At 27.6% G+C, this 12863-nt stretch carries 17 protein-coding genes; 15 read left to right on the top strand and 2 right to left on the bottom strand.

Annotation, left to right across the window (positions count from 1 at the left end):
• The first annotated feature begins 110 nt into the window (after nt 1–110).
• From AC11VW_RS04590 to AC11VW_RS04580, 3 genes are all read left to right on the top strand, one after another.
• The gene (locus AC11VW_RS04590; RefSeq protein WP_484300218.1) at nt 111–845 is read left to right on the top strand and encodes a YihY/virulence factor BrkB family protein; all 735 of its coding nucleotides are present in this window, start codon (nt 111–113) and stop codon (nt 843–845) included.
• Nucleotides 846–1061: 216 nt separating this feature from the next.
• Nucleotides 1062–1703: a lactate utilization protein gene (locus tag AC11VW_RS04585; protein ID WP_484300217.1), complete on the top strand. Its 642-nt coding sequence runs from the start codon at nt 1062–1064 to the stop codon at nt 1701–1703.
• Nucleotides 1704–1871: 168 nt separating this feature from the next.
• Entirely contained in the window at nt 1872–2786 is a 915-nt protein-coding gene (locus AC11VW_RS04580; protein WP_484300216.1) for a YegS/Rv2252/BmrU family lipid kinase, read from the top strand.
• A gap of 201 nt (nt 2787–2987) precedes the next feature.
• On the opposite strand, the gene AC11VW_RS04575 is transcribed toward AC11VW_RS04580, so the two are convergent.
• The gene (locus AC11VW_RS04575; protein WP_484300215.1) at nt 2988–4112 is read right to left on the bottom strand and encodes a site-specific integrase; all 1125 of its coding nucleotides are present in this window, start codon (nt 4110–4112) and stop codon (nt 2988–2990) included.
• Nucleotides 4113–4123: 11 nt separating this feature from the next.
• Nucleotides 4124–4801 (bottom strand): helix-turn-helix domain-containing protein, encoded by a 678-nt coding sequence (locus tag AC11VW_RS04570; protein ID WP_484300214.1) that lies wholly within the window; start codon nt 4799–4801, stop codon nt 4124–4126.
• 165 nt (nt 4802–4966) lie between these two features.
• Between AC11VW_RS04570 and AC11VW_RS04565 the strand changes: the two genes are divergently transcribed.
• The 12 genes from AC11VW_RS04565 to AC11VW_RS04510 form a co-directional block, all read left to right on the top strand.
• Nucleotides 4967–5170 (top strand): helix-turn-helix domain-containing protein, encoded by a 204-nt coding sequence (locus AC11VW_RS04565; protein ID WP_484300213.1) that lies wholly within the window; start codon nt 4967–4969, stop codon nt 5168–5170.
• A gap of 68 nt (nt 5171–5238) precedes the next feature.
• Entirely contained in the window at nt 5239–6117 is an 879-nt protein-coding gene (locus AC11VW_RS04560; RefSeq protein ID WP_484300212.1) for an ORF6N domain-containing protein, read from the top strand.
• A 21-nt stretch (nt 6118–6138) separates the two neighbouring features.
• A complete protein-coding gene (locus AC11VW_RS04555) occupies nt 6139–6594 on the top strand; it encodes a hypothetical protein (RefSeq protein WP_484300211.1) in 456 nt (151 codons plus the stop codon).
• 10 nt (nt 6595–6604) lie between these two features.
• A complete protein-coding gene (locus AC11VW_RS04550; protein ID WP_484300210.1) occupies nt 6605–6913 on the top strand; it encodes a helix-turn-helix domain-containing protein in 309 nt (102 codons plus the stop codon).
• Between the two features lie 15 nt (nt 6914–6928).
• Nucleotides 6929–7081: a hypothetical protein gene (locus AC11VW_RS04545; protein WP_484300209.1), complete on the top strand. Its 153-nt coding sequence runs from the start codon at nt 6929–6931 to the stop codon at nt 7079–7081.
• A gap of 36 nt (nt 7082–7117) precedes the next feature.
• On the top strand, nt 7118–9079 hold the full coding sequence (locus AC11VW_RS04540; protein ID WP_484300208.1) for an AAA family ATPase: 1962 nt from the start codon (nt 7118–7120) through the stop codon (nt 9077–9079).
• 1 nt (nt 9080) lies between these two features.
• Nucleotides 9081–9962, top strand: a complete 882-nt coding sequence (locus AC11VW_RS04535) for a recombinase RecT (protein WP_484300207.1) — start codon at nt 9081–9083, stop codon at nt 9960–9962.
• Between the two features lies 1 nt (nt 9963).
• Nucleotides 9964–10686, top strand: a complete 723-nt coding sequence (locus tag AC11VW_RS04530) for an MBL fold metallo-hydrolase (RefSeq protein WP_484300206.1) — start codon at nt 9964–9966, stop codon at nt 10684–10686.
• 115 nt (nt 10687–10801) lie between these two features.
• Nucleotides 10802–11653: a phage replisome organizer N-terminal domain-containing protein gene (locus AC11VW_RS04525; RefSeq protein WP_484300205.1), complete on the top strand. Its 852-nt coding sequence runs from the start codon at nt 10802–10804 to the stop codon at nt 11651–11653.
• 202 nt (nt 11654–11855) lie between these two features.
• Nucleotides 11856–12242, top strand: a complete 387-nt coding sequence (locus AC11VW_RS04520; protein WP_484300204.1) for a hypothetical protein — start codon at nt 11856–11858, stop codon at nt 12240–12242.
• Nucleotides 12243–12401: a hypothetical protein gene (locus AC11VW_RS04515; RefSeq protein WP_484300203.1), complete on the top strand. Its 159-nt coding sequence runs from the start codon at nt 12243–12245 to the stop codon at nt 12399–12401.
• On the top strand, nt 12391–12863 hold a 473-nt coding region (locus AC11VW_RS04510; protein WP_484300202.1), incomplete at its 3' end, for a dUTP diphosphatase. The genes AC11VW_RS04515 and AC11VW_RS04510, both read left to right, overlap by 11 nt.

Here is a 12863-nt window from a genome sequence, read left to right as displayed (position 1 = left end):
TTGGAAGGAGGTTTTACATGGTAAAAGTAGATAGGCTAAACATTATAAATATGATAAATAATTCTAATTATGTTGACATAAATTCAAAAGCAGCTGAAATGTCTTTTTAATTGCTATTATCCTTTTTCCCATTTTTAATGTTTACTATAAGCAGCATAGTATATATACCTATGCTTCATTTAAGTAAATATATAGCGGTAATTCAAAGTATGATGCCACAAAGTGCATTTGAAATAACAGCATCTATAATTAATTCAGCAATGGAAAATAAAAGTTTAAGTTTTATAATAACAAGTTTTTTTATTACTTTATGGACATCATCTAGGGCTTTGAGAGCAATAATAACGGGGGCTAACAAATCGTATAGGGTAAAAGAAACAAGATCCTATATAAAGGTAATGTTTATAGGACTTTTTTTTACGGTAATATTACTGTTATTAATTTTTTCATCTATGATATTTTTAGTATATGGTGAAAAAATAGGATATTTGATATTTGAATTTATAGGGTTTGATAATATATTTATGAATATTTGGAATGTATGTAGATATACTATTGGGGTATCTACAGTCATTATAATACTTATAAGTTTATATAAATATACACCTAACAAAAAAATAAAAATAAAAGACGTTATACCAGGAGCTGTTATTGCAACATTTGGATGGATAATAGTATCACTTTTTTATTCTTATTATTCAAATAACTATGCAAATTATGAAATTATATATGGAAGTATAGGGGGAATAATAGTACTTATGACGTGGATTTATCTAAGTAGTTGGGCAATACTTATAGGAGCAGAAGTTAATGTTAAGTTACACTTTAGAAGATTGAGAAAATAATTTCATTATATACTCAAAATAGAAAAATTTAAATCATAGATTAAATTAAGATATATGTATCTATATTTTATAAAATAACATATAAATTTTATAAAATATAGATAATTGTGGTAAAATAAAAATAATAGCACTATACATAAATCATAAAATAAAATAAGTTTAAAAATGATAGAATCATAAAAATAAAAGAAATATTTTTTAGGAGGAATAGATAAGATGGATAAGAATGTGGTTTGGGTTAATGAACAAAAAATAGAAAGAACTATAAAAGCATTAGAAAAAAATAATATGAATGGTTACTTAGTACAAAATAAAGAACAACTTTTAGAAAAAATACAAGAAATAGTTCAAGAAGGTTCTTTAGTTAGTTGTGGTGGATCTATGACATTATTTGAAACTGGAGTAATAGACTTTTTAAAAAGTGGAAAATATAAATTATTAGATAGATACGAGGCAAATCTTACGCCAGAGGATTTAAAAGAAATTTATAGAAAAACATTTTCTGCAGATTCATACTTTACTAGTACAAATGCAATAACAGAAAATGGTGAACTTTATAATGTAGATGGAAATGGAAACAGAGTAGCAGCTATGCTTTATGGTCCAGATAAAGTTATTGTTATAACAGGAGTAAATAAGGTGGTAAAAAATGTAGAGGAAGCAATTAATAGAAATAAAGAAATATGTGCACCAGCAAATGCGAAGAGAATAGGAACAAATACACCATGTAAAACTACTGGATATTGTATGGATTGTTATAGTCCTGATAGAATATGTTGTGAATACACTCTTATAAAAAGACAAAGAATAGCTAATAGAATACATGTAATATTTATAAATGAAAATTTTGGATATTAATTTTTAAAAGAGTGCATTAAGTAATTTCAAATGTGCTCTTTATTACATATGCAAATATCTACTAACTATGTAATATTGATGAATTTATTGATAAATAAGATTTTGCTATTAATCATATACTATACTGTATGATTAATGTAACTTCCCCAAGGGTAGCAAGGAGGAAATATGAAAAAGGTAAAATTTATATACAATCCAAATTCAGGTGAAAAAAGAATAATTAGCGTATTAGACGATATTATAAAATTATACCAGCAAAATAATTATATACTTATACCTTATAGATTAAATAAAGAAGAGCATATAAGTAAAGCCTTTTTAGGGATAGATGATACATATGATCATTTATTATTAGCAGGTGGGGATGGTACAGTAGATATAGTATTAAATTCTATGAAGGAATTTGATATAAATATACCAATTGGAATTTTACCAACTGGAACAGCTAATGATTTTGCTAATGCTTTAAAAATTCCTTGGGATGTTAAAGATGCTATAAAGGATATAATCAATTTTACTCCTAAAAAAATAGATATTGGAAAAATAAATGATAAATACTTTATAAATGTAGCAAGCGCAGGAATGTTTACGGATGTATCTCAAAAAATAAATCCAGATTTGAAAAACTATATGGGGAGAGTGTCTTATTATATAACAGGAATAGAAGAAGCACTTCGTTTAAGAAAATTTAAGATAAATGTTCATTCAGAAGAGGTGAATTATGAAGGGGATATGTATCTTATGTTAGTTTTTAATGGTAAAACTGCTGGAAACATAAACTTAGCATATAAAGCCGAAGTTGATGATGGATATTTAGATGTTATAATATTTAAAGCTATGCCTATACCAAAGTCTATTCCTATACTTATTAATATATTAAAAGGAGAACATTTAGATCATTACAATGAAAATGAATTATTATATTTTAAAACTAAAAAGGTTTTAATAGAGTGTGATGATGATTTAACAACTGATATAGATGGAGAAAAAGGACCTAATTTTCCGCTTAATATAGAATGTATAAAAGATGGAATAGAAATACTAGGATTTAATAAGGATCAATATATAAATAAAAGGGAATGACATTTATCATTCCCTTTTAAAATACTATTTTCCAGGTTTAAAAGAGCTCTTAAGAGGAGTAAACACTAACTATCTTAGATTAACTTCAACTGCCACGAATGAGTTTATAACTGGATTTTAATATTACCAGTTAGCACCAATTACACTGACATACTAACTGACATTTTTAAAATCATCAGTGGAACTGACTTTGTGCTGACATTATTTAAATAATAAATTACTAAGATTTTCTGTTGCTTTTTTATCCATTTCTTCTAATACATGGCTATAACGATTCATGGATAAAGTTATATCTGTATGGCCTAATCTTTCAGATACTACTTTCATGTTAGTTCCAGATAATAGCATCAAAGTTGCATTAGTATGCCTTAAATCATGTAATCTAACATTTCTAATATTGTTATTGTTACAAAATCTACGATAACAATCATTTAAAAAAGTATGTTTCCAAGGATTTAAAGCTGCATTTAAACAAACCAAATCATATTCATTTTTTAATATGCTTTGTAACTTTAGTTTGTTTTGTCTTAACTTTTCCTGCTTTAATTTTTCCATAAGTTCATATGGAGCAGATAAAGATCTTTTAGATTTAGCTGTTTTGGGAGCTTTAAAAGAAATTATACCTTCATCTGTAATTAAAATTTGATTAATATTTATTATATTATTTTCAAAATCTACATCTGACCATCTAAGCCCTGCAGCTTCTCCTTTTCTAAGACCTAATAAAAGCATTAATAATATAGGTATTTCTATAACTTGATCATTTAGCTTTTTTATAAGATCTAGTACTTCTTCTTTAGTATAAGAATCTGCTATGTTTTCACTTTCTTTTCTAGGAAGTTTGACATAATCACAAGGATCTTCTTTTATTTCTCTAAATCTGTAACATTCTTTAAGTACACATTTTAAAAAATTATATCTTACCTTACTACTTTCAGCTGTATATTTAGAAAAAAGATAATTTGCAAATTGTTGAACTTGATATACACTCACATCATTCAATAATGTATCTTTAAAAAAAGGTTTAATTTGATTTTTTATAACTTTTTCTCTATTTCTTATAGTATAAGGTGACCAATCACTTTTATTATCATGAATATATTTGCAACATCTATCGACTAAAGTAATATCTTTTGATATAATAAATTTATTATTATTAATCGAATGTTTTATTTCAATTAGGTGCTTTTCAGCATCTTTTTTTGTTTTATAACAACCTTGGCTCTTTTGTTTAATTTTTCCAGTATCATCAATAAATTCAATATATACATTATAGTTATCATTTCTTTTTCTTATAAAGGCTGATTTTATATTTATGTCATTCACCTCACATTGATTTATGGCTTGAATTTAACTTCTACAGCTTTACCTATAATTTCAACATAGTTATTTTCTATTTCTTTAGCTGCATGAAACATAGGTGCATATTTAGGGTTTTCTGATATAAGTAAAATACCATTATCTTGTAAATATACTCTTTTTAGAGTAGCTTCATCGCCATTAACTCTAATTGCCATTATATCCCCATTAGTATCCATATAATTTTGTTTTCTTATTCTTACTCTGTCTCCCTCGTGTATCCTAGCATTTATCATGCTATCTCCTTTTATTTCTAGGAAAAATGTTTCCTCCCCCATTATTAACTCCTCCTGATGTACATACTCATAGTCTACAATGTTTTCTTCCGCAAACATTGGTATGCCTGCTTTAATAACCCCTAGAACTGGTATTTTCACCATTTCATCTTCATTTACTTTTTTTAGGAATCTAACGTCCCCTTTTAAATTAAATAAGTCAGTATCATCAGTTTTTTTGTTTTCATTTCCTAATAAATAATCCACACTTACATTAAAATAGTTTGCTATCTTAAGTAACATTTCGCTATCTGGGGTTCTTCTCCCAGTTTCCCAATTAGACAAAGATCCTCTATGTATATTTAAATCTTCACTAAACTTAACAGCAGAAATATTGCGACTATTTCTTAGATTTTTCAATACTTTACCAAAATTATCCACGGTATACACCTCCATCTTAATTATATGTTTTTTTCGTCAATTTGAAAATAATTATTGTCAATATGAATAAAATTTTAAGAAAAATGTAAAAATAACATTGATATTATTCATAGTGACGGATATACTTAACTTATAAATCGTCACTACGACAAAAGAGGTGATAAAATGAAACAAAACAAATTAGTAGGTTACAGAAAAATGTTTGGTATTAATCAATCTGACATAGCTAAAGTTCTTAAAATAGGTTTAAATACGTACTCTTTTAAAGAGAATGGCAAAACTGAGTTTAATATAAGAGAAATTAGAGAAATAACCAATCTTTTAAAAGAGCATAATCCTAAGTTGACGATGGATGAAATTTTTTTATAGACGATTCGTCATATTGACAAATATAGCTTAACCAATATTTAAAACAAAAATTCATAGGAGAAGAAAAAATGACAAGTTTAGCAGTAGTTCAAACTCAAATTAAAGTAATAGGAGTTCAAGAGTTCCTAGGTAAAGAGATACCAGTCATCGAAGGTGGATTTGGAGAAGGTGAAAAAGTTGTTTTAGCTAAAATAATAGCTGAAATACATGACATGGATTTAAGAAAAGTTAATGAGTTAATAAATAACAATATAGATGAATTTGAGGAAGGAATAGATATTTTAGATTTAAAAGATAATGAAAATTTCGCTATCCTTGCTAAGGATAACGGATTTTATACTCAAAATGCTTTGAATGCAAGTTCAAATATATATTTACTTTCAGAACAAGGATATATGGCATTAATTGGATTAATGAGAACTGATAAAGCAAAAGAATTAAGAAAAAAATTTAGAAGAGAATATTTCGCAATGAGAAAAGTTGTAAAAAAAGAACAAGCATCAAATATAAATAATTTATCACCACAGCTACAGTTACTGATAAATATGGAGCTAGAGCAGAAGAAATTAAGACAACAAGTGAATGAAGCTAATTATAATGCACTATCAGCAAAGGCAGAAATAAAAGAGATAAAAGAAGTTGTTAGCTTAGACACAACAAATTGGAGAAGTGACACAAGAACGCTAATAGGAAAAATAGCAAGAAAAGCAGGAGACTTAAAATATATAAGAGATTTTACAAATGAAAGTTATGAACTTTTGAATAAAAGATTTGGGGTTAGTTTAGAAACTAGGCTTACAAATAAATGTAGAAGAATGGCAGAAGAAGGAGTTTCTAAAAGTAAGAGAGATAAACTTAACAACTTAGATGTAATAGCAGAAGATAAGAAACTTATAGAAGGTTATGTAGCTATAGTAAAAGATATGGCTATAAAATATGGAATCTAATTTAGACTGGGGGAATTTCAAATGAAACAAAATATGATAAAGCATTTTTTAAGTTTGCATAAAAATGGAGGAAAAATATTAAAGTATGTTCTGAATGAAAATGAAATAATTCTATGTGATGGATATTTCTTCTTTATTCAAGATAGAAATAAGATGGTTTTAAATGAAAAAATGTTTTTTGCACTAGATAAAGATATATTTAGTGAATGGATAAATGCTGATGAATATATAGAAGGGAAGATAGCTTGTTATTTACCTACTTATAGGAAAAATAAGTTCAATATTCTTATTAAAAATACGTCAGAAGATAGATTAGACAATAGAGTAATAGTAAATGGAGACAAATTGGGATTATTTGATTATCACAAGATAGAAATTAAGGGGCCAATAGACATAGTTAAGGCTTATGATGCTAAAGACAAGCTATTAGGTGGAGTGTTACCGATTAGATGTAGTGAAGAAACTTACAAGATATAAGGAGGGCATCATGGCAACAGAAATGCAAAGACTAATCGTTCGTAACATAGATAGGGATTCACTTTTATTAGCAATAGCAGACAGAGAAGATGTAGTAGAAGTTATGAGGATGTTTAGAGATCATAAGGATTATGCTCCAAAAGACTATATGACAATAAAGGAATTTGCTAAATACTTAAAAGCATCAGAAAGCCATATAAGGAATTTAGCAAGATATGCAGATTTAAACAACCTATTCAGCATAGTTAAAGTGGGTAGAGAATATAGAGTTGATAGATTATCTTATGAAAAATGGGTAAATAATGGCGGTGAATTTTAAAAGGGGGTGAGCTGATTGGAGCTAACCAGAAAATTAAACGACATTAAGAATATAACATTAGATGAAGTATTAGAACTTCATAAAGTAAGTGGATGGTGCTTTAAAATAGCAAATGGGAAAATAGGATCTGTATCAATAAAAAAGAGCCAATGCAATGGCCCTAATTAAAAACAAAATACACTTGAATTATATAGGAGAAAAAATATGAAATCAATACTTTTAAAGAAATTAATAATTGAAAATTTCAAAGGAATAAAAGAATTAAATATAGACTTTGAAAAAGTAACTAACATATATGGTGAAAATGCACTTGGAAAAACAAGCATATTTGATGCATTTACATGGCTTATGTTTGATAAAGATAGCAAAAACAGAACTACGTTTGATATAAAACCACTTGATGAAGTTAATGTAGTAATAAGAGGGCTCAATCCAATAGTTACAGGAGTTTTAGAAGTAAATGGATTTGAATTTAAGCTAACTAAAACATATAAAGAAAAGTGGACTAAAAAACGTGGAGAAGCAGAAAAAACATTTACTGGAAATGAAACTATATATGAAATTAATGATGTTCCAGTAAAAAAAACGGAGTACCAAAAGAAAATATCAGAAATAGCAGAAGAGGATCAGTTTAAATTACTAACTAATCCATACTACTTTAGTGATTCACTTAACTGGAAAGAAGCTAGAAATTTAATACTTGAAGTTGCTGGTGATGTAACAACAGGACAAGTTATAGATAACAATAAAGAACTAGAACTTTTAAGAATAGAGTTAGAAAAGGGAAGTGTAGATGAATTATTAAAATCTAAGAAAGCTAGTATAAAGAAGCTCTCAGATAAGAAAAAAGAAATACCGACACGAATAAATGAATGTGATAGAAGTGTAGTAACTATAGACTTTGAATCAGTTGATAAGGAGCTAGAAGCAAGTAATTCACTATTAGAAAGAATAGAACTAGATTTACTAAATAGCAATAGAGCAAATGAACAAACTCTAAAAGATAGAGAACGAGTATTTGAAATAAGGAAGCAGAAACAAGATATAGATCAGAAAGCTATTAACAGATCCAGTGCTGAAAAATTTGAATTAATGAATCAAATAAGAAGCCTTGAAAATGAAGTTAATGATTTAAGGATGAATTTAATAAGCCTTGAAAATGATAAAAAAAATAAATTGTTCAGTAAAGAAAATATTGAAAATAAAATGGGCGATTTGAGAAGTGATTATACTGAAAGAGTTCAAGAAACTTTAGATTTAAGCATTATAGAAACAGAATGTCCAACTTGTAAAAGGGAATTTGAAACAAATGATATAGAATCTAAAAAGCAAGAATTATTATCTAATTTTAACTTAAATAAAGCTGCAGTGATGAAAAATATACAAGAAAAAGGTATGACATTAAAAAAAGAAGTTGAGTCTTTAGACTTACTAATACAAGATTTAAGCAATAAAATAACAGGACTACTTTCAATGATTCAAGAAAAAAACATGTCCTTAATAACTCTAAGAGAAAAATTAGAAGGTGTCGAAGTTAAAGTTAATTATACTGATGAAGATAATTCAAGTATTGAAAAACTTAATAATGAATTAAATGTACTTGAAGCTATAATAAACAACCCAAGCGAAACCAACTCAGGTGAGTTAAGAGCAGAAAAGAACCTAATTTCAAGCAAGATAAATGAACTTAATAAAACATTAGCTAAAAAAGAATTAAATAAAGAGTTATCAATAAGAAAAGAGCAATTGCTAAATGAAGAAAAAGAGCTCGGAATTGATATAGCTAAGCAAGAGAGAGTGGTCATGCTGTGCGAAGAATTTATAAAAGCTAGAGTTAACATGCTTGAAAGTAACATAAATAGTAAGTTTGAAAGTGTTAAATTCAAGTTATTTAAAGAGCAAGTAAATGGCGGAATAGATGAAACTTGTGAAGCTTTAGTAAATGGTGTTCCTTTTGGTAATGCAAATACAGCAGGTCAAATAAATGCAGGATTAGATATTATAAGTACTTTAAGTAAGCACTTTAGTGTATCAGCTCCAATATTTATAGACAACAGAGAATCTATTAATCAATTGATTGAAATTGATAGCCAAGTGATAAACTTGGTAGTTACTAAAGATAATCCACTAAAAATAGAAAAATTATCAGTACAAGGGGTGATGTAATATGTCAAATCAAATACAAACACAAGAACAAAATAAGGTAATGCCTGTTAAGGACCTATTAAAGCAAGATAGTTACAAGAAAAGATTCAATGAATTAATGGGAAAAAAAGCACCTGCTTTTATATCTTCAATAATGAATGCATCTAATACACCAGCTTTAAAAGATGCAGAACCAAACTCAATAATATCTTCGGCTGTAGTAGCTGCTACATTAGACTTACCTATAGATCAGAATTTAGGATTTGCTTATTTAGTTCCATATAACACTAAGGAAAATGGAAACTTTATAAAAAAAGCTCAATTCCAAATGGGATATAAAGGATATATACAGTTAGCAATGCGTACAGGACAATACAAAACTATAAATGCAATAGAGATTTATGAAGGAGAAATTGAGAAAGTTAATAGGTTAACAGGAGAAATTGAATTTAATAAAGATGAAAGTTTTATAAATAGAGATATTGTAGTTGGATATATAGCATATTTCAAACTATTAAATGGATTTGAAAAGACTATATACATGAGTAAAGAAGAAATGGAAAGACATGCAAAGAAATATTCTCAGAGCTATAGTAGTGCTAAAAAGTGGGTTGCAGATAATAGTTTATGGGCTACAGATTTTGATGGTATGGCGATAAAAACTGTAATGAAAAGGTTACTTAGTAAATACGGAATATTGTCTATAGAAATGCAAAGTGCAATAACCAATGATCAAGCAGTTGTTAATAATCAAGGTAATCCACAATATGTTGATAATCAAGTTAATGAAGAAATAACTCAAAATGCCAATAAGAAAACAATAGAAATTCCTGGTGATGTTGTAAATGCAGATTTCAAAGAAGTTGAAGCAGATAATCCTACATTTGAAGGGCCAGGTTTCTAAAATGAAACTTAAGGTATTAGCAAGTGGTAGTAAAGGTAACTGCTACTTGCTCCAATCAAAAGATGAAACATTAATACTAGAGTGTGGAATAAGCTATAAGCAAATATTAGAAGGTTTAAATTTTGACCTAGAGGGTGTTGTAGGATGTTTAGTGACACATGAACACAAAGACCATAGTAAAGCTATTGAAAAACTAAATGAGAATGGTATAGACGTATATGCAAGTAAAGGAACATTTGAAAGTTTAACAATAAAAAATCATAGAACTAAAGTAATAAAAAGTGAAGAAGTGTTTAAAGTTGGTAATTTTACTATATTACCATTTGAAGCTAAACATGATGCAAAAGAACCACTTGGATTTTTAATAAATCACAAAGATATAGGAAACTTACTTTTTATAACGGATAGTTACTATTGTGAATATAACTTTAACGATTTAAATCATATATTGATTGAATGTAATTACAGTAAAAATATATTAGATGAAAACATAGAAAATGGAGTTATTCCAATATCTCTAAGAAATAGAATAGTTAAAAGTCACTTTGAATTAAGTACTGTAATAGAATTTTTAAAATCAAATAACTTAAGTAAATTAAGTACTCTAATGCTCTTGCACTTAAGTAGTTCAAATAGCGATGTAGCTTACTTTGTAAATGAAATACAAAAAGCTACAGGAGTACCAGTTGATATAGCTCAAAAAGGATTAGAGATATATTTATAGGAGGATTATCCTAATGCAATTAATATACATGGTTCTAACTGCTGATGCTTCAATATTATTCGGAGCATGGCAAGGAATTAAATTTTTATACTACAGATAAAGAGCAGGTGAGGTAATGGCAAATAAAAAGTACTATTGGCTAAAATTAAAAGATGATTTTTTTAGACAAAAAGAAATAAAAAAACTTAGAAAAATAGCAGGTGGAGATACTTACACAGTTATATATTTAAAAATGTTACTTGTAGCTATGAAACATGATAATAAAATTTATTTTGATGGAGTAGAAGATAGTTTTTCAGAAGAATTAGCTCTAGAACTAGATGAAGATACAGACAATGTAAAAATGACGTTAGCTTTCTTACAAAATCAGAATTTAATAGAAATGGTTAATGAAGATGAATATATATTACCTCAATGTAAAAGTATGATAGGTATTGAAAGTGCTAGTGCAGAGAGAGTTCGCAAGCATAGACTTAAAAATAAAGAAGACCAAAAAACGTTACATTGTAACACGGATGTAACCGAGTGTAACTCTAATGTAATAAAAGGTAACACAGAGATAGAGAAAGAGAAAGAGATAGAGTTAGAGAAACAACAACAAGAAGAAAAAAAAATGGTGGTGGTTGTGGATAAAATTAAATCTTATTTCAATTTGAAAGAAAAAGACATGAAAAAAGTAGCTAATGCTTATTTAGCTACTTGTAAAGAAATTGGTTATCTAATTGAAAAACTAGATTTAGCAAAAAATACACCTAGAGTTGAAAATCTAGTAGGATTCTTAATTAAAGCGATAGAGGATGATTATCCACCAGCCATAACAAGAACTAATACTAGTATGAACAAGACTACTAAATATATACCAAGAGTAAAAACTAGATTTCATAACGTAAATGAGACTTTTAGTAAGTTTGCTCCTGATGAATTGGAGCGAATCTTACAAGAAAGCCAAAAGGATAAATTTAAATAAACTATTGGGAGCTGATATGCTCCCAAAGATAAAATGATTTTGATATATGGGGAGATTAAACAAGAAACAGTATTTAATATGGTATTGAAATAGTGAAAATACTTCACAGTAGCAACGCAGAGAAGAAAAATAGACTTAATAATATAAATGCACTACTAAACATGCAGAAAGGAAATAAACAGATTTCAAGGGGGAATATGAAATGTTAGTAAAGAGTAGAAAAGATATAGCTACAGATATAGCAAGAGAATTGTTACAAGCTGGTGTGTTATTTGGAGAAGAACTTGAGCAGTACATAAAAAAAGGTACTGTAGCAGATATAACATTCAAGGATCAAGAAGATTATTTAGAATTTGAAGATTACATAATTGATTATATAGAAGATTACAAAAGTAAATTTATAGAAGTTATAGATTTACAAACAAATGAAAAAAGAAGATTTTTAAAAATGCATGATGCTTCAAGAGGAATGAATATTACAGAAAATACATTATGGAATGGTATTTATAGAAATGCATTAGTAAAAAAGAGATATAAAGTGAGGTATTGCAAACTTACAATAAAAGAACTATTAGCAGGGGTGAGTTAAATGGAGATACCACTACACGAAAGAAAAACAGCTATAAAAAGAGCTGGAGAAATTATGAAGAAACAAAATCTTCAACATGATCCATTAAAGGCTTTGATTATTGCAGAAAATGAACTTGAAGAAAAAAAGAAAATGGGGGAAATAGAAATTGAAAAGTAAAATTGATTTAGGATATGTACAGGAAGAACAAAAAAGCTTCCTAGAACATTTAAAAAGTGTTGAAGGTATAAATTATCAAGATGCAACTTACAATGTTCCTATGTGGCTTACATTAGCTTTAATAAGTGAATTAGTAGAAGTATTAAATGCTAGTAAAGTTCATAAGTGGTGGGATAAAACGCCAGTAGATAAAAATCATGTTTTAGAAGAGTTATCAGATTTATTAAGTCACATTGGGAATTTAGCAAATATGTTAGATGTGGAATTAGTAGGAACGTTGGAAGAGATACAAGTTACAATACCAGAAACTATATTTATAAAAATGGTTTATAGATTTACAACATTGCCATGGAGCAAAAGACATGCTAGAAATGCACTAAAGAATAATATAATACCTTCATTTGTTGAATTAGTATATAGCTTAGGATTTAGTTTAGAAGAATTAGAAGAAGCTTATAAAGC

It is taken from the genome of Romboutsia sp. (assembly GCF_056995035.1).
Note: the sequence above shows the minus strand (reverse complement) of the source record. Positions and strands in the feature narration are given on the sequence as shown.